Source organism: Mesoterricola sp. JemC181, from assembly GCF_055384585.1.
Genome location: NZ_AP045076.1, coordinates 2,381,605 through 2,407,058 on the forward strand (window position 1 = coordinate 2,381,605; position 25,454 = coordinate 2,407,058).

Consider the following 25,454-nt stretch of genomic DNA (forward strand, 5'->3'; position numbering starts at 1 on the left):
TCAGGGGCCAGTTTATACCGTTTCCGCGGGGCGGAGTCCCTTGAGGAGATCCAGGACGCCGTCGGGCACGTTCAGGGAGCCGGTGCCCACGCCCAGGTACTGCCCCGGCTTGTGGCCGCCGTGGTAGTCGCTGCCGCCGCTGGGCACCATTTCCAGGAGCCGCGCCAGCTCGAGGAAGTACTGGTGCTCCGCGGGGCCGTAGTCGGGATAGTGGGCCTCGAGGCCCTGGATGCCCTGGGCCTTCAGCTCCGCCATGGCCGCCTCCCAGCGGAAGCTCCGGTGGCTGAACCGGCCGGGGTGGGCCACCACGGACACCCCTCCGGCCTGGCGGATCCAGGTGGCGGCGTCCTCCGGGGTGAGCTCCCGCAGGGGCACGAAGGCCGGGCCGTCATCGCCGATGAAGCGGCGGAAGGCGTCCTGGGGGCTGCCCGCGGCGCCATGCTTGACCAGGGCCCGGGCGAAGTGGGTGCGGGAGATCGCGTCGGTGGGGGCCAGGGCCGCCACCTCCTCCCAGGTGATGGCCACGCCCATGTCCTGGAGCCGCGCCACCATGCGCCGGTTGCGGTCCACCCGCCGCTCCCGCATGTCCTCGATGCGCGCCCGGAACCGGTCATTGCCGGGGTCGACGAACAGGCCCAGCACGTGCAGCACGCGCCCCAGGTACCGGCAGCTCAGCTCGATGCCCGGCACCAGCTCGGCGTCGGTGCGGTCCTGGCAGGCCAGGAACCGCCCCAGGCCCTCCAGGGTGTCGTGGTCGGTGAGCGCCAGGGCCTTCAGGCCCGCGCAGTCCGCGAGGGCCGCCAGGACCTCGGGGGTGTCCGTGCCGTCCGAGAAGATGGAATGGCTGTGGAGGTCGATCACGGAGCGGCTCCTGCGTTGGCGCGGTAGATGGCGGCCAGCATGATGGCCACCGCCTGGAAGAGCTCCGGGGGGACGACCTGGTCCATCTGCAGGGGCTCGAGGGCGGCCAGCAGGTCCGGGTCCCGCTCCACGGGGATGCCGTGCTGCCGGGCCAGGGCCACGATGCGGTCGGCCAGGAGACCCTCGCCCTTGGCCACCAGGCGCGGGGCCAGGTCCTTGAAGGGGGCCTCGGGGGCGTAGCGCAGGGCGACGGCGCTGGAGCGGGGCGGGGTTCGTGCCATGTTCCAGCCTAACATCCCGGCCCTAAACAGGACCGGAACCTGGGAGGCCCAGGTTCCGGTCCGGGTGGAATCTTGCGGCCTACTGGATGAGGCTGGATTCCGTCTCGTCGTCCTCGAGTTCCTCCATGGCCAGCCGGCGGAAGATCTTGACGTCGGCCAGGGACATGAAGCTGATGTAGGCGAACCCGCTGAAGAAGAGCCAGAGGAAGGGCACCGAGGCCCACTTCCGGATGTAGACGGCCACGACGACAGCGCCGAAGTAGTAGAAGGCGAAGGCCAGCTCCAGGAACGTGACGAGGCTCTTGGGCACCTTGTAGGCCCTGGCGGTGGAGGCGGTGGCGCCGTTGCCCTTCTCGTCCACGCCGAGCTTGGGCGTGCGCTTGAATTCGATGTCGTCGGTGAAGAAGCCTTCCAGGACGGCCTTGGACTGGTTGAGGCAGAGCCCGATGCCCAGGCTCATGAGGCCGGGGACGTATTTGAGGCGGCTGGTCCAGTTCCTGTTGTTGTAGACCTCCCGCTGGGACAGGCCGAAGTAGAGGCCCACGCTCACGGCGTTGAGGAGGAAGAAGGGGCCGTCGGTGAGCAGCAGGGTCAGGGGGGGCGTGCCGGCGCGGAAATACATGCTGGGCACCATGATCACGGCCAGGATGACCATGAGCATGTAGTTGCAGTTGGCGGTGAGGTGGAACCAGCACTCGGCCTTGGTGTGCAGGCTCTCCTTGCTGAACAGGATGGTCTTCATGAGCTTGCGGATGACCTGGGCGTTGCCCTTGGCCCAGCGGTGCTGCTGGCTCTTGAAGGCGTTCACTTCCACGGGCAGCTCGGCGGGGACGACCATGTCCTTGAGGTAGACGCCGCGCCAGCCCTTGAGCTGGGCCCGGTAGGACAGGTCGGCGTCCTCGGTGATGGTGTCGTGCTCCCAGCCCCCGGCATCGGCGATGGCGCTCACGCGCCACATGCCGGCGGTGCCGGAGAAGTTGAAGAAGGCCTTGGAACGGTGGCGGGCGGTGTGCTCGAAGACGAAATGCCCGTCGAGCAGGATGGCCTGGACCTGGGTGAGCAGCGAGAAGTCGCGGTTCAGGTGGTCCCAGCAGCCCTGCACGAAGGCGATGTTGTCGTCGGCGAAGTGGGGCACGCCCTGGCGGAGGAAGTCCACGGTGGGCAGGAAGTCGGCGTCGAACATGGCCACGAACTCGCCCTTGGCGGTCTTGAGGCCGTTGTCCAGGGCGCCGGCCTTGTACCCGGTGCGGTCGGTGCGGTGGATGTAGGAGATGTCCCAGCCGAGGTTGCGGTACTTCTCGCACACGGCCTGGGCCACCTTGACGGTGTCGTCCGTGGAGTCGTCCAGCATCTGGATCTCGAGCTTCTCCTTGGGCCAGTCCATTCTCACGACATGGTCCATGAGGCGCTCTACCACATTGATTTCATTGAAGATGGCCAGCTGCACGGTGACCATGGGCTCGAAGTCCCGGCCGCCCTTGGGCTGCGGGGGATTGCTCTTGTGCCGGAAGTACAGAAGGAGCATCCAGAGCCGATGAGCACCATAGATGCTCAGGATGCTGAGGATCGTGAAGTAGGTGACGAGCACCACCGTCTTGAGGACGTCCATCGTTCTGCTCTCCAAGCGTGCTTGCCCTTCAGGCGAGCGTTACTATATCCTCCAAGCTTGTCAGGAATCCTTCGTTTTTCCACATGTTTTTCACCCTTTTTTCGTCACAACCATGCAACATTAAACGAGAAGGCTGGGCATATCCGCATGGAAGAAGCCGGGAATTTCCCCAAGAACATCGGTCGATACGAGATAAAGGGGCTCCTCGGGGCCGGAGCCATGGGGTCCGTCTATCTCGCCGAGGATCCCCGCATCAAGCGCAAGCTGGCGGTGAAGGTGGTCCGGCTCAACGCCATCAACAGCGAGCAGGAGCGCAAGGAGTTCCTGGCGCGGTTCCAGCGCGAGGCCGAGGTCTCCGGCGTCCTGAACGACCCGGGCATCGTCACCATCTACGACGTGGGCGACAGCGAGATCGGTCCCTACCTGGCCATGGAGTTCGTCCCGGGCAGGCCCCTGGACGACCTGATCAAGGAGGGCGGCAACCTCACCCTCAAGGAGAAGCTGGTCATAGCCGCCGGCATCGCCACCGCGCTGGACCACGCCCACGACAAGGGGATCGTCCACCGGGACGTCAAGCCCGGCAACGTCATGATCACGCAGGACCGCAGGCCCAAGCTGATGGATTTCGGCATCGCCAAGCGCGAGGACGCCTCCCTCACCCAGACCGGCACCTTCCTGGGCACGCCCAGCTACGCCAGCCCGGAGCAGATCCGCGAGGGCATCGCCCTGGCCGCCTCCGACCTGTTCAGCCTTGCCGTGCTCACCTTTGAACTTCTCAGTGGAAGCCTCCCCTTCCCAGGTACTTCCATCAACACCATCCTGTACCGGATCGTCAACGAGCCCCCCGTCGAGATCAAGCCCCCCGTGGAGGGGCTCCTGCCCGACGCCTGGCAGCGGATCTTCGCCAAGGCCCTCGCCAAGGACCCCGCGGACCGCCACCCCACGTGCTCGGCCTTCGTGAAGGACCTCCTGGACGGCGCCAAGGACCTGGGCCGCACGGATCGCATGCAGCTCCTGGGCAACCTGAGGTCCGAGCACGTGGGGGGCACCCATCACGGCCACCACGTGGAGGAACCCGCCCCGGAGATCCGGTCCATGTCCGGCCCCGCGCGGGGCGGGGGAGGCCGGGGCGCGCTGTACGGCACCGTGGCGGCGCTGGTGATCGCCGCCGGCGCCGGCGGGGTCCTCCTCTTCCGCGGCGGGTCCGCCCCGGTGCTGCTGGACACCGTGCCCCCCGGGGCCCGGGCCCTCAAGGGCGGCCAGGAGGTGGGCACCACCCCGCTGCCCCTGGCCCTGAAGGCCGGGGAGGTGCTCCGGTTCGAGAAGAAGGGCTTCAAGCCCCTGGACTTCCGCTTCCAGGGCGGGTCCGCGCCCCCCAGGCTGACGCTGGAGGCCGTGAAGTCCCTGGAGACCATCCGCACCTTCCCCGACGGGGCCACGGTGGTGCTGGATTCCGTCAAGCTCGACGGCGTCACCCCCCTGGAGGTCAAGGACTGGGACCAGTCCGTGAAGCACGACCTGACCTGCACCCGGGGAGACCTGCTGGTGGCCACCCGGTTCAACGAGGGGGAGACCCCCGGGACCCAGGTGTTCACCCTCGTCACCGCCTCCCAGACCCGGGCGGGCGCCGAACCCAGGGCCGTGGACGTCCACGCCCCCGGCACCCTGAAGTTCACCGCGCCCTATTCCGTCCGCGTGAAGCTGGACGGCAGGGACGCCGGCGAAGTGCGGGAGGGCGGCACGCTGAGCGCCCCCCCCGGCAGCCACCGGCTCGAGGTGGCCAATCCCAGGGTCTTCCTGCGGGAGACCCTGACGGTGACCGTGGCCCCGGGCCAGGCGGCGGCGGTGCCGCTGCCGGGCCTCTGCAGCCTCACCGTCAACACCTTCCCCAATTCCGGGACGGTGGTGGTGGACGGGATCGCCACCCAGGTGGAGAGCGACGGCAACACGCCCATCCAGATGGTCAAGGGCCGCCACGCCGTGAACGTGCACGGGCGCGCGGGTGCCGCCCAGCCCGTGGACCTCGCCGGAGATTTCAAGTTGAATATGCGCTTCTGAGTGATAGCGTCTTTGGATGCCCATGCTTGACGAAGCCTCCCACCTGACAGCGCCCGAACAGGAAACTCCAGCCCCCCGGGGTCCGTGGTCCTTCCTCCGCGCCGCCCTGGCCGGGGGCGGCGGCCGCTGGGGACTCCAGCTCCTGGGGGGCTGGCTCTGCTTCCATGGGCTCACCAGCACCCTCTGGGCCGTCCACCTCAAGGCCCTCGCCGGGTGGAGCGCCCTGCCTTCCTACTGGGGCGAGCTGGTCACCGTGCGGGATCTCTGGGACCTGGGGGCCAACGGCGGCCTCAAGGACCACTGGACCGGGCCCTGGGCCCCGCTGGCGGCCCTGGGGGCCATGGTGTGGTTCCTCTGGGCGGGCTGGAAGGTCCAGGCCCGGGCCGCGGGCGTTCCCGCGAGGCTCGGCGCCTGGCTCTGGGGCTTCGCCGACGCCCTCCTGCTCGCGGCCCTGCCGCTGGCGGTCCTGGGCACCGCCCTTCTCTGGATCCTCTCGTCCCTGGCGGGCACGGGCATCCAGGGCCTCGGCTGGCTGAACTGGGTGGGCGGGGTCCTGCTCCGGCTCTCGCTCGTCTCGGTGTTATTCCTCCAGGCCTGGCTCTGCCGCCTGGGCCGGGCCGGCGCCCCCGGCTGGAACCTGGGCGGCTCCCGGGCCCTGGGACGCCACCTCCGCGCGAGCTTCCTGCGGCTCTGGAGCCATCCCGTCCAGTGGACGGCCCTGGTGGCCGGCGGGGTGGTGGTCCGGGCCGGCCTGCCGTTCCTGGTGCTCCTCCTGGGCTGGCGCCTGGGGGGGGGCACGCCCCTGCGGGTGGTGTCCCTCCTGGGCCTCCAGGCCCTGGCCGTCCTGGCCAACGCCTGGCTCATCGGGTGGTTCCTCAGGCTCACGGCCCTGTTCTGGAGGAACGACTCGGCCGTCGAGGCTGTCATCATGGACCTGGAAGCCCAGGCTTCCGGAAAGTGAGCCATGCCCCACACGACCCTCGAATACACCTCAACCATCGCCGAACAGCCTGATTTCCAGGCCTTCTGGGAGCAGCTCCACCAGTTCCTCTCCGAGGAGTGCCCCTTCAACCTCAAGGACATCAAGAGCCGCGCCTACCGTTGCGAGGAGTTCCGCATGGCCGGCGGCGGCCGGGACCTGGCCTTCGTCCACCTCACCATCCTCGTGCTGGAGGGCCGGGACCCGGCCGTCCTCGCCAAGGTGGGCAACGGCGCCCTCGATCTCCTCAAGGTCCACTTCGCCCGGACCCTGGAGACGCAGCAGGCCGATCTCACCGTCGAGGTGCGGGACATGCGCAGGGACGGCTACTTCAAGGCCTCGAGCGTAAAGGCACCGTGACGTTCCCCGATTCCTCCTTCAGCATCGGCCCCATCCGGGTCCAGCCCCCGCTGGTGATGGCGCCCCTCCACGAGATCACGGACCAGCCCTTCCGGCGCATGATCCGGGGCGTGGGCGGCGTGGGCCTCACCGTCTCCGAGATGATCAGCAGCGAGGCGCTGATCCGCCATGCCCGCAAGGCCGAGCGCATGATGGCCGCCGAGGGCGAGCATCCCTTCGCCATGCAGCTGGCCGGGAGCGTCCCCGAGCATCTGGCCGACGCGGCGCGCATGGCCCGGGACGCCGGCGCGGACATCATCGACCTGAACATGGGCTGCCCCGCCAGCAATGTCACCAAGGGCGGCGCCGGGTCGGCGCTCCTCAGGGACATCCGCCTCGCGGAGGCCTGCGTGACCGCCATGGTCAAGGCCGTGGACCTGCCCGTCACCGTGAAGATGCGCGCCGGCTGGGACCACAGCCAGAAGGAGAAGGCCGAGTACCTGGACTTCCTCCGCATGTTCGACGCGGTGGGCGTGAAGGCCCTGGCCATCCATCCCCGCACCCGGGCCCAGCAGTACGAAGGGCACGCCGACTGGTCCCTCATCGCCCGGGCCGTGGAGGCCGGCGTCGGCTTCCCCATCATCGGCAACGGCGACGTGAACACCCCCGCCGACGCCCTGCGCATGGCCGCCGAGACCGGCTGCCACGGCGTCATGATCGGCCGCGCGGCCCTCACGAATCCCTGGATCTTCCGCCAGGTGATGGAGCCCGGCCTGGAGGTCACCGAGGCCGAGCGCATCGACCTCTGCATCTCCTTCTTCGGCCTGCTCCTGGACCTCCTGGAGCCGCGGGAGGCCCTGCACAAGATGAAGAAGATCGGGTCCTGGTTCACCAAGGGCCTCCCCGGCGGCGTCCACTTCCGCCAGGGCCTCCAGGAGTGCCACGACCACACGACGATCATCGGGGAGCTGGAGAAGCTCAAGCACTACCGGGCCGCGCCGGAGGCCTGATCAACGGCGGCGGTTCCCGGCCTTCAGGAGGATCAAGGCGAGGCCGCCCAGGATGGCGGCGCTGCCGCCCAGGAGCCTCGCCGTCACCGGCTCGCCCAGGATCGCCACCCCGGCCAGGGCCGCCAGGACGGGCACGCTGAGCTGCACCGCCGAGGCGGTGGTGGTGCGGAGGCCCCGCATGGCGGCGTACCACACGGCGTAGCCCAGGCCGGAGCCGAGAGCGCCGGAGGCCACGGCATAGCCTGCGCCGGCGGCGTCGACCCTTGACCAGGGGAGCAGGATGAGGCTCAGCGCCAGGGCCAGCGGCACGGCGCGCAGGAAGTTGCCGGCGGTGGCCCGGCCCGGATCGCCGGCCTCCCGGCCGCGAAGGGAGTAGACTCCCCAGGCCACGCCCGCGGCCAGCATGAGCAGGGCCGCGGGAAGGGGCGGGGCGGTCCTGCCGGGCGCGAGGAGGCCGAAGAGGCCGCCCAGGGCCAGGGCCAGCCCGGCCCACTGGGGCGGGCCGAGCCGCTCCCCGCGCAGGAGGCCGGCCAGGACCATCGTGGCCTGGACCGCGGTGAAGAGGAGGAAGGCGCCCAGGCCCGCCTGCAGGGCCACGTAGGCGAAGGAGAACCCGGCGGCGTAGACGAAGAGCGCGATGGCCGAAGGCCAGCTGCCGCCCTTTCCCTTGCCCCTGCGCGCGATGGCCCAGGTGGCGGCGGCCCCGGAAAGAAGGCGCAGGGCGGTGAACGTGGCCGGGTCGGTGGCGGTGTGCGTCAGGGCGGCCCTGCAGAGCAGGGAATTCGCGGCGAAGGCGGCCATGGCCAGGAGGGTGAGGGGGAGCGCGCGGGGGGGCATCTCACCTGGATTGTTCCACCACGGCCCGGGAATCCCAAACCGGGGATCGGCCCCCAAGTGCTAGGCTCGTCTGAAGCGGTCCCCGCGAACTCCGGAAGGGCAGGGTCATGGAAAGCCACAAACGTCCCCCCGTGGGTCCCGAGGAAGCCTTCGCCCGGGCCTTCATCCTCCCTGCCAAGAGGGCCCGGTTCATCCAGTTCCTGGCCAACCCCAGGCGGCGCCAGGAAGTCCTGGACCGGCTGGGCCACGGCCTGCCCGTGATCCCGGAACTCGCCCGGGAGGTGCCTGGGCCCCAGGACTTTCCCCTCGAACTGGAGAAGCTCCTGCGGGGCCTGGGCGCCGGGGACGGTTGCCACGTCATCGCCTACGGACTGAAGGCCGACGGCAAGGCGATGCCGTTGCGCGACGCGCTGAACCTGGTGTGCATGAGCGAGCACGGCGCGATCCTGTGCTGCGTTCCGGGCCGCCTCGCCTACTACAAGCCCGAGTCCCCGGCCCCGGGGGTCCTCCTGGAGCTGCGGCCGGTCACTTGACCTCGACGGTGAAGGCGGCGGTCCCCAGCTCCTTGCCGTCCTTGTCCAGGGCCTTGACGGTCCAGCTCCCGCCGTCGCCGGCGCGGAAGGTGCGGAAGGCGTGGGTGCGGTAGGGGCTGCGGGGCACCTCCAGATCCTTCTGGAACACGGCCTTGCCGTCCTTCTGGAAGCTGAGGGTCACGGTCGCGCCCTCCAGGCCGGTGACCTTCGTCCAGGCGTAGAGCTTGGTGTCCGGGGCCACCTTGAACGTGTCCGAGGCTTCCGCGATCTCCATCTTGTCGATTCCGAGGCCGACCTTGAGTTCGGCCGAGGGATCCGCGGCCAGGACCGCGGTGGCTGCGAAGGCCGCCCATCCAAGGGTGCGGAGCAGGGTTGTGCGCATGTTTTTTCCTCCTGTCGGTATTGGATTATAGTCATTTCGGCAGGCTGGGGAAGACCTCGGGGTCCTGGTGCAGGGTCCGGCAGGTCAGGGTTCGAAAGCGGTATCCAGGTTCCACAAGGAGGTGGCCAGTCTTCATCCTGCCTTTTCCCGAACATCCAATTCCCCGTTCGAACCCGGTGGCGGAGTGTCGACTCCTGGGGGTTTTGGAGGCACGCCATGCCTATCCAGGACCCGCTCTCACAGCAGATCATCGGCTTCTGCTGCCGAACTTCGAACGCCCTGGCCTTCTCGGAATCCTATTCCAATGACTTTGCCGGATGCTGCACCAGGCCTCAGGGGTTCCCCATCCCCTTATCGCCAACCTCCGGCAGCGGCTGGGGCACCTCGAAGCTGAACTCCGCCCAGGCTCCGGCCTGGCTCACCGCATCCATGCGGCCCCCATGCAGGTGTACGATGCGCCAGGCCGTGTAGAGCCCGACGCCGGTGCCCTTCTGGGCCCTCAGTTCCGGGGACTGGAGGCGGCTGAACTTCCGGAAGAGCTTGGGCCGGTCCTCGGCCCTGAACCCCGGGCCTTCGTTCCACACGGCGACCTTGAGGCCCGCCGGTCCGGACTCCACCGTGAGGCGGACGGCGCCGCCCTCCCGGCCGTACTTCACGGCATTGCCCAGCAGGTTCGCCAGGACGATGCGCAGGAGCCCGGGATCGCACTGCACGGGCGGCAGGTCCGGGGGGAGGCGCCGCTCCAGGGTCATGCCCTTGGCCTGGGCCTGGCCCAGGGCGAGCTCCATGGAGGGCTCCACCACCTCGGCCTCGAAGGCCGCGGCGATGGGGTGGAGGGCCAGGTTGCCGCCCTCCATGCGCGCCAGGTCCAGGTATTCGCCGATGAGGTCGAGGAGGTAGCTGCCCTTCGAGATGAGGCGCTCCAGCTTCTGGGTCTGGCGCGCCTCGAGGGGCCCCAGGTAGCCGTCGGCCAGGACCCGCGCGTCGGTGATCATGCTGGCGATGGGGTTCTTCAGCTCGTGGCTGACGAAGGCGAGCACCTCGGTGTAGGCCTGGTTGGCGGCGGTGAGCTGCTCGATGCGCCAGGTCTTCTCCACGGCCTGGGAGAGCCGTTCGGCCAGGGCCATCCACAGCTGGACGTGGTAGGGCGTATAGGCGCGCGTCTCCCGGGAACTCAGGAAGATGACGCCGATGGCCCGGTCCTTCACCGTGAGGGGGCAGGTGAGGGAACTGCGCACCCCCTCCTTCACGAGGATCCGGGTGGAGCCGCTGCGGGGGTGGTCGGCCAGGTAGCGCGGGAGGTCGTAGATGACCCGGGCGCAGTTGGAGTCCAGCACCCGGCGCAGGGAGCTCCCCGCCAGGTCCTCGGCATAGCCCTCCTTGAGGAGGATGGGCTCGTAGTTCGCCCTGCTGCGGTGGGCCACGATGCGGCGGCCCTCGTCCTCGATGAAGGCGAGGCCGATGCGGTCGCAGGGGTACAGCTCCCGGATGCCCTGGAAGAGGAAGTCCAGGATGTCGTCGAGGGAGGACTCCCCGGCGATCTCGCGGTTCACGTGGTCCAGGACCTCCTGCTCCTGCGCGTCGAAGGCGCGCACCGCCCCCGCCCCGGTGGGGGCGAGGAAGTGCAGGATGGGATGGACCTCGGCCATTTTGCCCCTGGGACTACTCGATGTAGCGTCCACGCTCAGTGTAGTGGGTATGGAGGAGCTTGTGGCTCCTGTGCCCGCAGGGGCCTTCGGTGAGGTACTCGGCGTAGATCTTCAGCACATCGGGATTCTCGTGGGACTTTCGCACCGCGTAGGCGGCATCCTCGGCGTAGATGGCCTGGGCCCGGGCCTTCCGGATCTCCGGGGAGGTGGGGATGGGCTGGCCGCCCCCGCCGAGGCACCCGCCGGGGCACCCCATGAACTCGATGAAGTGGCATTGGCTGAACTGGCCGCCTTGCTTGATGTCCTCCATGACCGCCTTGGCGTTGGCGGTGCCGTGGGCCACGGCCACCTTGAGGGTGGCGCCCTTGAGGAAGTCCCAGCTTGGGAAGAGGGGGGCCAGCATGGCCGGCACCGGACCCACCTTGGGGATGGCGAGCTCGACGTACTTGACGCCCTCGAAGCCGCGCACGGGCTTGATGTCCGCGTGCTCGAAGAGGTCCTCCACCTTGACGCCCACCACCAGCTCGATGACGGTGCGCAGCGCGGCCTCCATGACGCCTCCCGTGGCGCCGAAGATGACCCCCGATCCCGTGGCCGTGCCGAAGGGCGCGTCGAAGTCCGACTTGGGCAGGCGGGGCAGGTCCAGGCCGGTCTCGCTGATCATCTTGGCCAGCTCGCGGGTGGTCAGGCCGTAGTCCACGTCCTTGAAGCCGGAGTCGTCCATCTCGGGCCGGTTGCATTCGAACTTCTTGGCCGAGCACGGCATGAGGGCCACGGTGACGATGTCCTTGGGGTCGATGCCCTGCTTTTCGGCGTAGTAGGTCTTGATGACCGCGCCGAACATCTGCTGGGGGCTCTTGGCGGTGCTGAGGTTGGGGATGTACTCCGGATAGAAGTGCTCGAGGTACTTCACCCAGCCCGGGGAGCAGCTGGTGAACTGGGGGAAGGCCGCGGGCTCGCCGTCCACCAGGGCCTTCTTGAGGCGGAGCAGGAGCTCGGTGCCCTCCTCCATGATGGTGAGGTCGGCGCTGAAGTTGGTGTCGAACACCTGGTCGAAGCCGCACATGCGCAGGGCGGTGTTCAGCTCGAAGGTCAGCGCCTTGCCCGCGGGCTGGCCGAAGCACTCGCCGATGGCGGCGCGGGGGCTGGGGGCCGTCTGGATGACCACGTGCTTTTTCGGGTCGTGGATGGCCTCCCACACCTCGTCGGTGGGATCGTTGGCGCGCAGGGCGCCCGTGGGGCAGCGGTTGATGCACTGGCCGCAGTTGATGCACACCACGCTGCCCAGGGGCTTTTCCAGGAAGGTGGAGACGTGGCTGGTGCGGCCCCGGCCCAGCACCTCGATGGTGCCCACGTCCTGCACGTCGATGCAGGTGCGCACGCAGCGCCGGCACAGCACGCACTTGTTGTTGTCGCGCACCACGGAGTAGCTGGAATGGTCGATGGCGTGGACCGGCTTCTCGGGGTGGCCGAAGCGGAAGTAGTCGACGCCGTACTCCTTGGCCAGCGTCTGGAGCTCGCAGTTGTTGTTCCGGCCGCAGGCGTAGCAGTGGCCGTAGTGCTCGCTGAGCATCAGGTCGACGATGTGCCGCCGGGCCATGCGCACCTTGCGGGTGTGGGTGAACACCTTGATGGGCGAGGTGACGGGGTAGGCGCAGGCGGCCTGGAGGGTCCGCTGGCCTTCGACCTCGACGGAGCAGATGCGGCAGACGCCCGCCACGCAGAGGTCCGGGTGGTTGCAGAGGGTGGGGATCTTGATGCCGATGCGCTTGGCGGCGTCGAGGATGGTGGTGCCCAGGGGCACCTTCAGGGCCTGGCCGTCGATGGAGATGCTGACGGTGCCGCCGATGGCCGAGGTGTTCTCGGCCACGGCGAGGTTCTGCCCCAGCTGGCTCGAGGGCGCCCGCTTGGGGGTCTCTGGGAGTTCGGTGGACATGGGCAACCTCGTAACAGGTCAGGCGTGGGTTGGGATTCGGCCCATCAGCTCCTCGCGGAAGTTCGCCACGACGGAGAGGAAGGCGTTGGGACTGCTCTGGCCGAGGCCGCACTTGGAGGCGACCTGCATGGTCTCCCCCAGGGAGCACAGCTCCTTGAGATAGGCCATGCTGCAGGTGCCTTTGCGGAGCATCTCCAGGCCCTCGAGGAGCTTGGTGTTGCCCAGGCGGCACGGCGCGCACTGGCCGCACGACTCGTCCACGAAGAACTCCAGGAAGTTGTGGAGGACGTCCAGCATGTCCCGCTGCGGACCCAGGACGATGATCGAGCCGCCGGTGGGGATGTCCTCGAAGGCGATGGAGCGCCCGAAGTCCTTGGCGGGCACGCACTGCCCGGCGGCCCCGCCGATCTGGGCGGCCTTGGCGTCCTCCCCGCCCACCTCGCGCAGCAGTTCGGCCACGGTGAGGCCCATGGGGAACTCGTAGACACCGGGCCGCTCGCAGTCGCCCGAGACGCTGAAGATCTTGCGCCCGGTGGACTTCTCCGTGCCGTGCCGGCGGAACCACTCGGGGCCCTGGCCCAGGATGCACGCGGCCCAGGCCAGGGTCTCCACGTTGTTCACGATGGAGGGCCGGCCCAGGAATCCGGTGTTGACGGGGAAGGGGGGCCGGTTGCGGGGCTCGCCCCGGAAGCCCTCCAGGGCCTCGATGAGGGCGGTCTCCTCGCCGCAGATGTAGGCTCCGGCACCCATGAAGATGCGGATGTCGAAGTCGAGGTTCGACCCGAGGATGCCCTTGCCCAGGAGGTTGCGGTCCCGGCGGCCCGCCAGGACCGCCTCCAGGTGGCCCCTCAGGTAGGTGTACTCGCCCCTGAGGAACAGGATGCCCTCGTGGGCGCCGATGGCCTTGCCGGCGATGGTCATGCCCTCGAAGACCAGGTCCGCGTGCTCCTGCAGGATCACGCGGTCCTTGAAGGTTCCGGGCTCTCCCTCGTCGGCGTTGCAGATGACGAACTTCTTGTCGGACTGGGCGGCCGCGGCGAAGTTCCACTTCACGCCGGTGGGGAAGCCCGCGCCCCCGCGGCCCTTGAGGCCGGAGGCGCTGATGTCGCTGATGATCTGGGGGCGGTCCTTGGCGAGGGCGGCCTTCAGGCCGGCCTCGGGGATCTGTTCGGTGTAGGTGGGCAGGGAGCTCATTTGAACACCACCTCCTTCGTTTCGGCGGCGTGGACGCCGAAGACCCGGCGGCACTCCTCCAGGATCTCGTGGACCTTTTCGGGCGTGACGCGGGTGTAGATCCGGTCGTTGACGAGCATGGCCGGGCCCTGGTCGCACATGCCCATGCAGTTGGCGTATTCCAGGGTGAACTTGCCGTCGGGGGTGGTCTCCCCGAAGCCGATGCCCAGGTCGTTCTCCAGCTGGCGCTTCACCCGGCTCTTGCCCTGCATGTCGCAGGAGATCGTCCGGCACAGGCGGATGACGAACTTGCCCTGGCGGTGGTCGCCCAGGAAGGCGTAGAAGGACACCACGCTGTTGACCTCCACGGGGTGGATGCCCAGGAGGTCGGCGATGACCTGCATCGCATAGCTGTCGATGGTGTGGTACTTGCGCTTCACTTCAAGGAGGATGGGAATGAGGGAGGTGCGGTCCTGCCCCAGCCTGGCGGCCAGGGACCGGATCTCCTCAGCGAGACGGTCGCGTTCGGTCATCAGCATGGGTTGCCTCCTACCTTTCCAGAAGGGCGGCGACCTTCCGGACCAGCTCCGCGGGTTCCACGGGCTTGGCCTGGAAGTCGTCCACCGGCACCATCTCGTCGTCCCGCCCGAAGGCGAGCCCGGAGGCGGAAGCCACGGACGTGAGCATGAGGATGGGCCGCTTCCACCCCTGGCGCCGCAGCTCCTGCGCCATGGCGAAGCCGTCGTCGGGCTGCTCCATCATCACGTCGAGAATGAGGAGATCGGGTCCGAAAACCTCCACCGCCTTCATGCCGTCCCTGCGGTTGTAGGCGCTGGAAAGGGTGTGCCCGGCCCTTTCCAGGAAGAGCGTGCTCGCTTCCACGATGTCTGGATCGTCGTCGACGATGAGGATCTTGGCCATGGCTGTTCTCCGGTGGGAATCGGATTGAGTTGTATGGGGATCGGATGCACCCAAGTCTAGGTCGGGTTCAGCCATGAGGGGAGAAATAACTGGATCCCGGACAAAAAAACCGAATATCAGATGAAATTAGTCGAGTTTATTCCCATTTCCCCTTTCCGCGATCCTCCGCGAGCCCGCAGCGCCTCCGCGTTTGATTGTTTCTTTAAGTATTCTATTTGCTTGGATTTACACCAGCATTGAGAATCTTTAAGAAAACAATCAAACGCGGAGGCGCTGAGGGCTCGCGGAGGACCGCTGAGAAAAAACGACCTATATCAGAACCGCAGGTCCCTTTCTCCGGCCCGGATCCTTTCCAGGTAGTTGCTGGCGGCCTCCCGGGCCTTCGGGTTGGGGATCGTGGCCAGCTCCTCCTTGATCCTGTGCTCTCCGAGCTCCCTTAGTTCCGGGTCGCCGTAGTCCTCGATGTATTCCATGAGCGTCAGCAGGGCGTTGGGCTGGCAGACGTTGGCGATCTGGCCGGTCTTGGCCAGCTTCATGAAGCGGTCCCCGGTCCTGCCTTCCCGGTAGCAGGCGGTGCAGTAGCTGGGGACGTAGCCGTCGCGCAGGAGGTCCTTCAGCACCTCGGTGGGGCTGCGATGGTCGGCGGGCTCGAACTGGGGGACGGCGTCCTCGAAGCCCAGCTTGGGGGTCTGGGCGTAGCCGCCCACCCCGGTGCAGGACCCGGCGCTCACCTGGGAGATGCCCAGGGCGATCACTTCCTCCCGGTAGCCCATGGGCTCGCGGGTGGAGAGGATCATGCCGGCGTAGGGGGTGGCCAGGCGGAGCACGGCCACGACCTTCTTGAAGTCCTCGTCCGAGACCAGGTGGGGGAAGTCGCAGGCGGACACGCCGGACGCCGCGCGGATGCGGGGCACGGAGAGGGTGTGGGGACCCACGCCCAGGGCCGCCTCCAGGTGCTCGGCGTGCATGAGCATGCCCACCGTCTCGTACTTCCAGTCGAAGAGCCCGTAGAGGACGCCGAGGCCCACGTCGTCGATACCGGCCCTCATGGCGCGGTCGTGGGCGCCGGTGTGCCACTCGTAGTTCCGCTTGGGGCCCTTGTGCACGGCCAGGTAGGTGGGCTTGTGGTAGGTCTCCTGGAAGAGGATGTAGGTGCCGATGCCCGCGTCCTTGAGCCGGCGGTAGTCGTCCTCCGTGGTGGCCGCGATGTTCACGTTCACCCGGCGGATGGCGCCGTTCTTGAACTTGAGGGAATAGATGGTCGCGATGCACTCCAGCACGTAGTCCAGGGGGCAGTTCACCGGGTCCTCGCCCACCTCCAGGGCCAGGCGCTTGTGGCCGAGGCCCTCCAGCACCCGGATCTCCTCGGCCAGCTCCGCCTGGTCCAGCCTGCGCCGCGGCATGGGGTTGTCGTGGTTGTAGCCGCAGTAGCTGCACTGGTTCACGCAGAAGTCGGAGAGGTAGAGGGGCGCGAACATCACGATGCGCCGGCCGTAGATGTGCTCCTTGATGTGCCGGGCCAGGGTGAAGACCTCGCCCAGGATGGCGGGGTCCTCCACGTTCAGGAGGACGGCGGCCTCCCGGTGGGTGAGGCCGCCGAAGGTGGCGGCGCGGTCCAGGATGGCGCGGACGGCCTTGGGGTCCCGGGCCTGCAGGACGGCGCCTTCCAGGGTGGACTCGATCTCCCCATGGTCGATGAAGTCGTTGGGATCGGAGGAACGGGGATCGTAGGACATCAGGACTCCTTGCTTGAAGCGGGGACCTCCCGGGCCAGGGCGGTCTTGACGGCGATGCCGGGAACGCGCCCCAGGCGCCCGGTGAGGGCGCTGAGCTCGTCGGTCGTGCCGTCGACGATGAGGGAGACGATGGACACGCCGCGCTCCCGGTAGGGGATCCCCATGCGCCCCACGATGAGGGAGGCCGAATCATGGAGGATGGCGTTGACCTCCGGCGCCGAGGCGAGGTCCTCGACGACGATTCCCACGACCCCGAGGCGCTTCGTCATGCTCATGCCGGCCCTTTCTGGCGGGCCCGGCCCAGGCGTCTCGACGGGATGGACGTGCGGAGTCCCGCGTGTCCTTCCGCTCGGGGTTGGCCTTGCGGTCGGGGGTGGGGTGGAGGGTGTGACCGGCAACGGAACGGATCCCGCTGCCCGACACTCCAGAGATAGGCCCGCACGGGAAAAGCGTCAATGAATTGGGACCTATTTGATGACCTTTGGGTCTTCTTTGTGACCGGGATCACACAGAAGATCTCCAGGTCTTTTGAGATGAGTCTAAAATATATCGTAACACTCTGTCACGTTGTAGCACTTTTCACGGATGGCTTCATGAAGCTCATTTCGGGGAAGATCGTCGAGCGCCTGGCGCGCTACCGCACGTTCCTGACGGAACAGGCGCCGGGGCACCGCACCCACCTCTTCTCGCACGAGATCGCCGCGGCCATGCGCACGGCGGACTCCCAGGTGCGCCGGGACCTCATGGCCATCGGCACCCAGGGCGTCCCCCGCCACGGCTACGAGGTCGAGGCCCTCATGGAGAAGCTGGACCTGGCGCTGTGCCTGGACCGCACCCACGCGGTGGCGGTGGTGGGCGCCGGGCACCTGGGCCGGGCCCTCATCTCCTTCCTGGAGGCCAGCCGCTCCACCCTGTGCATCAAGGCGGCCTTCGACACCGACCCCGCCAAGTGCAACCGGGTCCACGCGGGCGTGAAGTGCCACCCCATGGAGTCCCTGGAGGCCGTCATCGCCCGGGAGGGCATCACGCTGGCCATCCTCTGCGTGCCCGCCGCAAGCGCCCAGGGGGCCGCGGACCAGCTGGTGCACGCGGGCGTGAAGGGGATCCTGAATTTCGCGCCGGTGGCCCTGCGGGTCCCGGTGAACGTCGCGCTGGAAGAACTCGTCATCACCACCTACCTGGAAAAGCTCGCCTACTTCACCACTCATCCCTCAAAGGAGCGCCGGAATGGCCGACATGAAGAGCGTTGAGACCATCCTCGAGGGTCACCCGGACGCCGGGCGCGACCATCTCATCCCCATCCTGCAGGAGGTCCAGGCAGCGGAAGGCTACCTGTCCAAGGCCGCCATCACCCGCGTGGGCATCGCGCTGGATCTTCCCGCCAGCAAGATCTTCGGGGTCGCCACCTTCTACAACATGTTCCGGTTCCAGCCGCGCGGGAAGTTCCACGTGATGGTCTGCCGGGGCACCGCCTGCCACGTCAAGGGCAGCAAGCGCGTCCTGGACATGGTGGAGAAGGTCCTCAAGATCGCCCCCGGCGAGACCAGCCGGGACGGCCTGTTCAGCCTGGAGGTCGTGGCCTGCATGGGAGCCTGCGGCCTGGCGCCGGTGGTGAACATCAACGGCCAGTTCCACGCCAAGGTCACCCCCATGAAGCTGCAGCGCATCCTGGAAGAATGCCGCTCGGAGGAGTTCAGCCATGTCTAGCGGATCCAAGGTCTCCTGCTGGGACGTCCCGGCCCGTCCCGCCCCCGCGCTTCTCGCGGCCCTCAAGGACGGCCCCTTCAAGGGCGAAGGCGTCGAGAACCTCATCGCCGGCCTGCGCCGGGAGTGGGTCGAAAGGCCCGTGATCTTCGTGGGCGCGGGCACCTGCGGCCTGGGCGCCGGGGCCGGCAAGACCCTCGCCAAGGTCCGCGACTGGTGCGCGGCCAAGGGGATGGACGCCGACATCAAGGAAGTGGGCTGCATCGGCCTGTGCTCCGAGGAGCCCCTGGTGGACATCCAGGTGCCGGGCAAGGCGCGGGTGAGCTTCTCCTCCATCACCGCCGACAAGGTGGACGCGCTCCTGGACGGGTTCTTCGCGGGCCGCATGCCCTTGGACTGGGTCCTGGGCGACTTCCCCGCCGAAGGGCTCGAGTCCTGGCCCAAGGTCAGGCCCCTGGCCGAGCATCCCTTCCTGGCCCTCCAGAAGCGCTGGGTGCTGGCCAACTCCGGCCTCCTCGACTTCCGGTCCATCGACGAGTACATCGCCCGGGGCGGCTACTCCGCCCTGCACAAGACCCTCACGACCCGGACCCGCCAGGAGGTGGTGGACGACGTGCTGGCCTCGGGGCTGCGGGGCAGGGGCGGGGCGGGCTTCCCCACCGGCCGCAAGTGGCAGATGGCCCTGGCCTCGCCGGGCGACCAGAAGTACATGATCTGCAACGCCGACGAGGGCGACCCCGGCGCCTTCATGGACCGCGCGGTGTGCGAGAGCGATCCCCACCGCCTCCTGGAGGGCATGGTCACGGGCTGCTACGCCATCGGCGCCTCCAGGGCCTACATCTACATCCGGGCCGAGTACCCCCTGGCCATCGAGAACCTGAAGATCGCCATGGCCCAGGCCAAGGCCTACGGGCTTTTGGGCGAGAACATCCTGGGCAGCGGCTTCAGCCTGGACATCATCATCAAGATGGGCGCCGGCGCCTTCGTGTGCGGCGAGGAGACCGCCCTCATCCACTCCATCGAGGGCAAGCGCGGCATGCCGCGGCCCCGGCCCCCCTATCCCATCCAGTCCGGCGTCTTCGGCAAGCCCACGGTCATCAACAACGTGGAGACCTTCGCCAACGTGCCGACCATCATGCAGAACGGGCCCGAGGCCTTCGCGGCCCTGGGCACGGCGGGCAGCAAGGGCACCAAGGTCTTCGCCCTGTCGGGCATGGTCCGGCGCACGGGCCTGGTGGAAGTGCCCATGGGCACGAAGATCCGCGACGTGGTCTTCGCCGTGGGCGGCGGCATCCCCAACGGCAAGAAGGCCAAGGCCGTGCAGATCGGCGGGCCCTCCGGGGGCTGCATCCCCGAGCCCCAGATGGACGTGGCCTGCGACTACGAGGAACTGAAGTCCTTCGGCGCCATCATGGGCTCCGGCGGCCTGGTGGTCATGGACGAGAACACCTGCATGGTGGACCTGGCCAAGTTCTTCATGGAGTTCATCCAGAGCGAGAGCTGCGGCAAGTGCATCCCCTGCCGGGAGGGTACCAAGCAGATGCTGGACATCCTCCAGGCCATCACCCAGAACCGCCGGGCCGAGGAGGGCCTCGACGCCCTCCTGCGGGTGCGCGGGGTCATGGTGCTCAAGGAGCTGGGCGAGGCCATCCAGAAGAGCAGCCTCTGCGGGCTGGGCCAGACGGCGCCCAACCCGGTGCTGTCGACCCTGAAGTGGTTCCGGGACGAGTACGAGGCCCACATCTACGAGCGCCGCTGCCCCGCCGGGGCCTGCCGGGAGCTGGTGGGCGCGCCCTGCCAGGCCGGGTGCCCCGTGGGCACGGAAGTGTGGAAGTACGTGGCCCACGTGGCCCTCGGGGAATACGACGACGCCTACCAGGCCATCCGCGGCGCCAATCCCTTCCCCTCGGTGTGCGCGCGCGTCTGCAACCACCCCTGCGAGGCCGGCTGCCGCTGCGGCACCACCGGCGGCGATCCCATCGCCATCCGCGACCTCAAGCGGTTCGTGGTGGACCGCGTGGATCCCAAGGTCTTCAAGATGTCCGCCAGGCCCGCCAAGCCGGGCGCGCCCCGGGTGGCGGTGGTGGGCGCGGGGCCCGCGGGCCTCACGGCCGCCCACGCCCTGGGCATGAAGGGCTACAAGGTCACCGTCTTCGAGCGCGAGCACCGCCCCGGAGGCATGCTGGTGGCGGGCATCCCCAGCTACCGCCTGCCCCGCAACGTCCTCAACGCCGAGATCGACAGCCTCATCAACGAGAACGTCACCCTCGAGCTGAACAAGGCCATGGGCAGGGACTTCACGGTGCAGAGCCTGAAGGAGGAAGGGTACCAGGCCGTCTACCTGGCCCTGGGCGCCCACCAGAGCAAGCGCCTGGGACTTCCGGGCGACGACGCCAAGGGGATCCTCCCCGGCATCCGGTTCCTCAAGGCCTTCAACCTCCACGGCGAGTCCCTGGGCAGGGGCCGCGTGGGCATCATCGGGGGCGGCAACAGCGCCCTGGACGCGGCCCGGGTCGCCATCCGCCAGAAGGACGTGACGGACGTGACGGTCTACTACCGCCGCACCCGCAACGAGATGCCCGCCTACCAGGAGGAGATCGAGGCCGCGCTGGAGGAGGGCATCCGCCTGGAGACCCTGGTCACGCCGCTGGCCGTGAAGGCGGAGGACGGCGTCCTCAAGGGCATCGAGTTCCTGCGCAACGAACTGGGCGACAAGGACGAGAGCGGGCGCGCCCGGCCCGTGCCCATCCCGGGCAGCGAGTTCACGGCCGAGCTGGACACCCTGGTGGTGGCCATCTCCGAGGAGCCCGAGACCGGCGCCCTGGAGGGCTTCAAGGTGAAGTCCTGGGGCGGGCTGGTGATCAACCCCGAGTCCTACATCACCTCCCAGAAGCGGGTCTTCGGGGGCGGCGACGTGGTGACCGGGCCCAGCACCGTCATCGAGGCCGTGGCCGCGGGCAAGAACGCCGCGGTGATGATCGACCGGCAGCTCACGGGGCGCCAGCTCAGGGCCCTGCCCAGGGTGGCGCTGCCGACGGTCTACGTGCCGCCCTTCTCCACCGACGAGGAGGAGGGCGAGGGACCCGGACGGGCCCACCCGGAGCACCTGCCCGTGGCCGAGCGCTGCGGGAACTTCCGGGAGGTGGACCTGTGCCTCACCGAGGAGCGCGCCCTTTGCGAAGCCCGTCGCTGCCTGCGCTGCGACATCGAATTCACCCAACCGGTCTAGACGGAGTCACCGATGCTAGCCATTGAAGCGAACGGACAGAAACTGGAAGCCAAGAAGGGGGACACCATCCTGCAGGCGCTCAAGCGCGGCGGGATCCACGTCCCCACCATCTGCCACATGGAGGGCCTGCTGCCCTCGGGCACCTGCCGCATGTGCGTCGTGGAGGTGGAGGGCGCCCCCGGCCTCGTGCCGGCGTGCTCCTTCCCCGCGGCCGAGGGGATGAGGATCCACACCAGCACCCCCACGGTCCTGAAGACCCGCAAGGCCATCGTGGAGCTGCTGCTCTCGAACCACCCCGACGACTGCCTCTACTGCGCCCGGAACGGCAAGTGCGACCTGTCCGACCTGGCCCGGGAGCACGGCATCCGCAACCGGGTGTTCCGGGGCCTGCGCAAGCGCAAGGAGAAGGACATCTCCAGCCCCTCCATCGTGAGGGACCCCGAGAAGTGCATCCTCTGCGGCAAGTGCGTGCGGGTCTGCGAGGAGGTGCAGGGCGTCTCGGCCATCGACTTCATCAACCGCGGCTCCAAGGCCTTCGTGGGCACCGCCTTCGACGAAGGCATGAACGTGAGCTGCTGCATCAACTGCGGCCAGTGCATCCTGGTGTGCCCCACCGCCGCGCTCACCGAGCGCAGCTACGTGGACGAGGTCATGCGGGTGCTGGCCGACCCCGGCAAGACCGTGGTGGTGCAGCACGCCCCGGCCGTCTCGGTGTCCATCGCCGAGGAGTTCGGCTTCAAGCCGGGCACCGACATCGACGGCCAGATGGTGGCCGCCCTGCGCCGGGTGGGCTTCAAGCGCGTTTTCGACACGTCGTTCACCGCCGACCTCACCATCATGGAGGAGGGCAGCGAACTCATCCAGCGCATCACCGAGGGCGGCCCGCTGCCCATGTTCACCAGCTGCTCCCCGGGCTGGATCAAGTTCGTGGAGCAGTTCTACCCCGAGCTCCTGCCCAACGTCTCCACCTGCAAGAGCCCGCAGCAGATGATGGGCGCGGTGATCAAGACCTTCTTCGCGAAGCGCGAGAACCTGGATCCCAAGGACATCGTCAGCGTCTCGATCATGCCGTGCACCGCCAAGAAGTTCGAGTGCGCCCGGACCGAGATGGGCCGGGACTACGTGCCCGACGTCGACTACGTGCTCACCACCCGGGAACTGGCCGAGCTCTTCCGCATCAAGGGCGTCGATCCCGGCACCCTGGAGCCCGAGGGCGCCGACACCCCCTTCGGGGAGCGCTCCAGCGCCGGCAAGCTCTTCGGGGCCTCGGGCGGCGTCATGGAGGCGGCGGTGCGCAGCGCCTTCTTCCTCCTCACGGGCGACGAGATGAAGGAGTACCGGATCCAGGACCTGCGGGGCATGAAGGGCAGCAAGGAGCTGCGGGTGAAGGTGGGCGACCTGGAAGTGGGCGCCGCCGTGGTCTCCAGCCTGGGCCAGGCGAGAAGGCTCATGGACGAGATCAAGACCGGACGCAGCGACCTGCACTTCGTGGAGGTCATGACCTGCCCGGGCGGGTGCATCAACGGCGGCGGCCAGCCCCTCAAGGCCGACCTGGAGTCCGTGAAGGCCCGCATGGCCGCGCTCTACACCATCGACAAGACCGACACCCTGCGGGTCAGCCACCGCAACAGCCAGGTGCAGCGGCTCTACACGGAGTTCCTGGGCAAGCCCCTGGGCCACCTGAGCCACCAGCTGCTCCACACCAAGTACCAGAAACGCGAAGTCCTGCAATAGGGAGCGATGTCCATGACCGAGAAGAAGAACGTCCTTGTAGTCGACGACGACATCGACCTGCTCGAGCAGGTGGCCTTCGTGCTCGCATCGGAGGGCTACCACGTCATCAAGGCCCAGGGCCAGAAGGAGGGGGAGGAGGCGCTCCTTGCCACCATCCCCGACCTGGCGGTCCTGGACCTGATGATGGAGAACATGGATTCGGGGTTCGTGCTGTGCCACCATGTGAAACGCCTTTATCCCGAGACTCCCGTGATCCTGCTCACCGCCGTCAAGGCCGCCACCGGCCTCGACTTCCACCCCCAGTCCGACGAGGCCGCCTCCTGGGTCAAGGCGGACCTGGTGATGGACAAGCCGGTCAGGCCCGAGCAGCTCCGGGCCGAGGCCCGGAGACTGATGAAACTCTGACGCGGAGGCACCGGCCATGGCGGAACCCGAGATGGACCCTGGACGCCCAGGAGAGCCGGTCGAAGGTTCCGCCGTGCGCGGTTTCGTCAGGACCCTCAAGAACCGCTGCCGCATCTGCTACACCTGCGTGCGCACCTGCCCCGCCAAGGCCATCCGCATCACCAAGAGCCAGGCCGAGGTGGTGGCCGAGCGCTGCATCGGGTGCGGCAACTGCATCCGGGTCTGCACCCAGAAGGCCAAGCGCATCGTCTCGACCGTGAAGGAGGTGGAGGAGCTGCTCGGGTCGGGCCAGCCCGTGGCCGCCATCCTGGCGCCCTCCTTCCCGGTGGAGTTCCAGGCGGAAATGGACTTCAGGGTGCTGGTCGGGATGGTCCGCAAGCTCGGGTTCTCCCTGGTGGCCGAGGTGGCCTTCGGGGCGGACCTGGTGGCCGAGCAGTACCGCCAGCTGATGATCCTGAACCCCAGGGCCCAGTACATCGCCACCACGTGCCCCGCGGTGGTGGGGTTCGTGGAGCGCTACCACCCCGAGCTCATCCCCAACCTCTCGCCCATCGTCAGCCCCATGGTGGCCATGAGCCGGGTGCTTCGCGTCCTGCATCCGGGCATCAAGGTGGTCTTCGTCGGCCCCTGCGTGGCCAAGAAGGCCGAGGCCTGCGACCCGGACATCGAGGGCGCCCCCGACGTCGCCATCACCTTCCGGGAGCTGCGCAAGCTGGCCCAGCGCAACGACCTCAGGATCGAGGACTGCGTGCCCGGGGACTTCGATCCGCCCCACCCCAACCTGGGCAGCCTGTTCCCCGTCACCCGCGGTTTCCTGCAGGCCGCCAGCATCCCCGAGGACCTGGTGGCCAACGAGGTGGTGGCCACCGACGGCATCGAGGGCTTCACCTCGGTCCTGGAGGAGTTCGCCACCGGGACCATGGAGGCCCGGCTCGTGGAGCTGCTGAGCTGCAACGGCTGCATCGCGGGACCGGGCCTGAGCACCCAGGAGACGCTCTTCAAGCGCCGCGCCCGGGTGAGCCACTACAGCCGCTTCCGGGCCACCATGCTCGACACCGAACTCTGGCAGCGCAACGTGGACCGCTTCCAGAGCCTGGACCTGACCCGGAAGTTCACCGCCAACGACCAGCGCCTGGAGCCCATGAACCCCACCGAGCTCCACGCCATCATGCAGCGCATGGGCAAGTACTCGGAGGCCCACGAGCTGAACTGCGGGGCCTGCGGCTACCACACCTGCCGCGAGCACGCCCTGGCCATCGGCAGGGGCTTCGCCGAGAGCGAGATGTGCCTTCCGTTCGTCATCGACGACAACCTCAACACCATCCGCAAGCTCAGCCACGCCAACGAGAAGCTGGCCTCCACCCAGGAGACCCTGATGCACTCGGAGCGCCTGGCCAGCATGGGCCAGCTGGCCGCGGGCGTGGCCCACGAGATCAACAACCCGCTGGGCGTGGTGCTCATGTACACCCACCTCCTTCTGGACGAGTGCGAGAAGACCTCCCCCCTGCGGGACGACCTGCAGATGATCGCGGAGCAGGCCAACCGCTGCAAGCGCATCGTCGCGGGCCTCCTGGACTTCGCCCGGCAGAACAAGGTGGCCCACAACCTCAACGACATCCGGGAGGTGATCCAGACCTCCCTGGCCAACCTGCCGGTGCCTCCGGGCGTGACGGTGGAGACCCTCCACACCGACGGCAGCCCCATGGTGGAGCTGGACCGGGACCAGATGATCCAGGTGTTCGTGAACCTGGTGGGCAACGCCTTCGACGCCATGCCCGAGGGGGGGCGGCTCCAGATCGCCACCCGCGCCGACGACCAGTGGCTGATCATCGAGGTCAAGGACACCGGCATCGGCATCCCCAAGGACAACCTCAACAAGATGTTCGAGCCCTTCTTCACCACCAAGCTCATGGGCAAGGGCACCGGGCTGGGGCTGCCGGTGGTCTACGGCATCGTCAAGCTCCACCGGGGCGACATCTCGGTGGAGTCCAACCCCGACCCCGAGGCCGGGCCCCTGGGCACCACCTTCCGCGTCAAGCTTCCCCGCGCCGCCAGGGCGCTGGCCCACTGAGGGACCT

General features: G+C 68.2%; 23 protein-coding genes. 11 read left to right on the forward strand and 12 right to left on the reverse strand.

All coding sequences use genetic code 11. The features are described 5' to 3' along the window. Nucleotides 1-12: 12 nt before the first annotated feature. From ACZ5MC_RS10460 to ACZ5MC_RS10470, 3 genes are all read right to left on the reverse strand, one after another. Nucleotides 13-861, reverse strand: coding sequence for a PHP domain-containing protein (locus ACZ5MC_RS10460; RefSeq protein WP_306600283.1), 849 nt, complete (start codon nt 859-861; stop codon nt 13-15). Further along, nucleotides 858-1,142, reverse strand: a complete 285-nt coding sequence (locus ACZ5MC_RS10465; RefSeq protein WP_306600284.1) for an EscU/YscU/HrcU family type III secretion system export apparatus switch protein — start codon at nt 1,140-1,142, stop codon at nt 858-860. The genes ACZ5MC_RS10460 and ACZ5MC_RS10465 overlap by 4 nt, the downstream gene beginning before the upstream one ends. Before the next feature lie 79 nt (nt 1,143-1,221). Then, a complete protein-coding gene (locus tag ACZ5MC_RS10470; RefSeq protein WP_306600285.1) occupies nt 1,222-2,751 on the reverse strand; it encodes a glycosyltransferase in 1,530 nt (509 codons plus the stop codon). A gap of 147 nt (nt 2,752-2,898) precedes the next feature. Between ACZ5MC_RS10470 and ACZ5MC_RS10475 the strand changes: the two genes are divergently transcribed. From ACZ5MC_RS10475 to dusB, 4 genes are read left to right on the forward strand one after another with little or no spacing between them, the layout of a single operon-like run. Continuing rightward, nucleotides 2,899-4,809 (forward strand): serine/threonine-protein kinase, encoded by a 1,911-nt coding sequence (locus ACZ5MC_RS10475; RefSeq protein ID WP_306600286.1) that lies wholly within the window; start codon nt 2,899-2,901, stop codon nt 4,807-4,809. A 22-nt stretch (nt 4,810-4,831) separates the two neighbouring features. After that, entirely contained in the window at nt 4,832-5,770 is a 939-nt protein-coding gene (locus ACZ5MC_RS10480; RefSeq protein ID WP_306600287.1) for a hypothetical protein, read from the forward strand. Between the two features lie 3 nt (nt 5,771-5,773). After that, the gene (locus ACZ5MC_RS10485; RefSeq protein WP_306600288.1) at nt 5,774-6,148 is read left to right on the forward strand and encodes a 5-carboxymethyl-2-hydroxymuconate Delta-isomerase; all 375 of its coding nucleotides are present in this window, start codon (nt 5,774-5,776) and stop codon (nt 6,146-6,148) included. After that, a complete protein-coding gene (gene dusB / locus ACZ5MC_RS10490; protein WP_306600289.1) occupies nt 6,145-7,137 on the forward strand; it encodes a tRNA dihydrouridine synthase DusB in 993 nt (330 codons plus the stop codon). Before ACZ5MC_RS10485 ends, dusB begins: the two co-directional genes overlap by 4 nt. On the opposite strand, the gene ACZ5MC_RS10495 is transcribed toward dusB, so the two are convergent. Next, on the reverse strand, nt 7,138-7,974 hold the full coding sequence (locus tag ACZ5MC_RS10495) for a DMT family transporter (protein ID WP_306600290.1): 837 nt from the start codon (nt 7,972-7,974) through the stop codon (nt 7,138-7,140). Between the two features lie 107 nt (nt 7,975-8,081). Here ACZ5MC_RS10495 and ACZ5MC_RS10500 point away from each other — a divergent pair, with 107 nt between their 5' ends. Beyond that, a complete protein-coding gene (locus ACZ5MC_RS10500; RefSeq protein WP_306600291.1) occupies nt 8,082-8,507 on the forward strand; it encodes a hypothetical protein in 426 nt (141 codons plus the stop codon). On the opposite strand, the gene ACZ5MC_RS10505 is transcribed toward ACZ5MC_RS10500, so the two are convergent. The 8 genes from ACZ5MC_RS10505 to ACZ5MC_RS10540 form a co-directional block, all read right to left on the reverse strand. After that, a complete protein-coding gene (locus ACZ5MC_RS10505) occupies nt 8,500-8,889 on the reverse strand; it encodes a DUF2914 domain-containing protein (protein WP_306600292.1) in 390 nt (129 codons plus the stop codon). The two genes, ACZ5MC_RS10500 and ACZ5MC_RS10505, sit on opposite strands and share 8 nt — an antisense overlap. 332 nt (nt 8,890-9,221) lie before the next feature. Continuing rightward, nucleotides 9,222-10,538: a GAF domain-containing sensor histidine kinase gene (locus tag ACZ5MC_RS10510; protein WP_464517697.1), complete on the reverse strand. Its 1,317-nt coding sequence runs from the start codon at nt 10,536-10,538 to the stop codon at nt 9,222-9,224. A 13-nt stretch (nt 10,539-10,551) separates the two neighbouring features. Continuing rightward, a complete protein-coding gene (locus ACZ5MC_RS10515) occupies nt 10,552-12,474 on the reverse strand; it encodes an NADH-dependent [FeFe] hydrogenase, group A6 (RefSeq protein WP_306600294.1) in 1,923 nt (640 codons plus the stop codon). An 18-nt stretch (nt 12,475-12,492) separates the two neighbouring features. Next, the gene (locus tag ACZ5MC_RS10520; RefSeq protein ID WP_306600295.1) at nt 12,493-13,668 is read right to left on the reverse strand and encodes a complex I 51 kDa subunit family protein; all 1,176 of its coding nucleotides are present in this window, start codon (nt 13,666-13,668) and stop codon (nt 12,493-12,495) included. Continuing rightward, complete coding sequence (locus tag ACZ5MC_RS10525; protein WP_306600296.1) at nt 13,665-14,186, reverse strand: NADH-quinone oxidoreductase subunit NuoE family protein; 522 nt, start codon at nt 14,184-14,186, stop codon at nt 13,665-13,667. Before ACZ5MC_RS10525 ends, ACZ5MC_RS10520 begins: the two co-directional genes overlap by 4 nt. Nucleotides 14,187-14,196: 10 nt before the next feature. Next, nucleotides 14,197-14,568: a response regulator transcription factor gene (locus tag ACZ5MC_RS10530; protein WP_306600297.1), complete on the reverse strand. Its 372-nt coding sequence runs from the start codon at nt 14,566-14,568 to the stop codon at nt 14,197-14,199. A 314-nt stretch (nt 14,569-14,882) separates the two neighbouring features. Continuing rightward, nucleotides 14,883-16,304, reverse strand: a complete 1,422-nt coding sequence (hydG, locus tag ACZ5MC_RS10535; RefSeq protein ID WP_464517698.1) for a [FeFe] hydrogenase H-cluster radical SAM maturase HydG — start codon at nt 16,302-16,304, stop codon at nt 14,883-14,885. Then, on the reverse strand, nt 16,304-16,573 hold the full coding sequence (locus tag ACZ5MC_RS10540; RefSeq protein WP_373432558.1) for a TM1266 family iron-only hydrogenase system putative regulator: 270 nt from the start codon (nt 16,571-16,573) through the stop codon (nt 16,304-16,306). Before ACZ5MC_RS10540 ends, hydG begins: the two co-directional genes overlap by 1 nt. Nucleotides 16,574-16,897: 324 nt before the next feature. Between ACZ5MC_RS10540 and ACZ5MC_RS10545 the strand changes: the two genes are divergently transcribed. The 6 genes from ACZ5MC_RS10545 (at nt 16,898) to ACZ5MC_RS10570 (ending at nt 25,447) form a co-directional block, all read left to right on the forward strand. Beyond that, complete coding sequence (locus tag ACZ5MC_RS10545; protein WP_306600300.1) at nt 16,898-17,554, forward strand: redox-sensing transcriptional repressor Rex; 657 nt, start codon at nt 16,898-16,900, stop codon at nt 17,552-17,554. After that, nucleotides 17,532-18,011: an NADH-quinone oxidoreductase subunit NuoE gene (gene nuoE / locus ACZ5MC_RS10550; RefSeq protein ID WP_306600302.1), complete on the forward strand. Its 480-nt coding sequence runs from the start codon at nt 17,532-17,534 to the stop codon at nt 18,009-18,011. The genes ACZ5MC_RS10545 and nuoE overlap by 23 nt, the downstream gene beginning before the upstream one ends. Beyond that, on the forward strand, nt 18,004-21,237 hold the full coding sequence (locus tag ACZ5MC_RS10555; RefSeq protein ID WP_464517699.1) for an NADH-ubiquinone oxidoreductase-F iron-sulfur binding region domain-containing protein: 3,234 nt from the start codon (nt 18,004-18,006) through the stop codon (nt 21,235-21,237). The genes nuoE and ACZ5MC_RS10555 overlap by 8 nt, the downstream gene beginning before the upstream one ends. Before the next feature lie 12 nt (nt 21,238-21,249). Next, a complete protein-coding gene (locus ACZ5MC_RS10560; RefSeq protein ID WP_464517700.1) occupies nt 21,250-22,971 on the forward strand; it encodes an NADH-dependent [FeFe] hydrogenase, group A6 in 1,722 nt (573 codons plus the stop codon). A gap of 12 nt (nt 22,972-22,983) precedes the next feature. Beyond that, nucleotides 22,984-23,376 carry a response regulator gene (locus ACZ5MC_RS10565; RefSeq protein ID WP_306600305.1) on the forward strand — a complete coding sequence of 131 codons (393 nt, stop codon included), beginning with the start codon at nt 22,984-22,986 and terminating at the stop codon, nt 23,374-23,376. A gap of 73 nt (nt 23,377-23,449) precedes the next feature. Continuing rightward, the gene (locus tag ACZ5MC_RS10570) at nt 23,450-25,447 is read left to right on the forward strand and encodes a [Fe-Fe] hydrogenase large subunit C-terminal domain-containing protein (RefSeq protein WP_306600306.1); all 1,998 of its coding nucleotides are present in this window, start codon (nt 23,450-23,452) and stop codon (nt 25,445-25,447) included. Nucleotides 25,448-25,454: the final 7 nt, after the last annotated feature.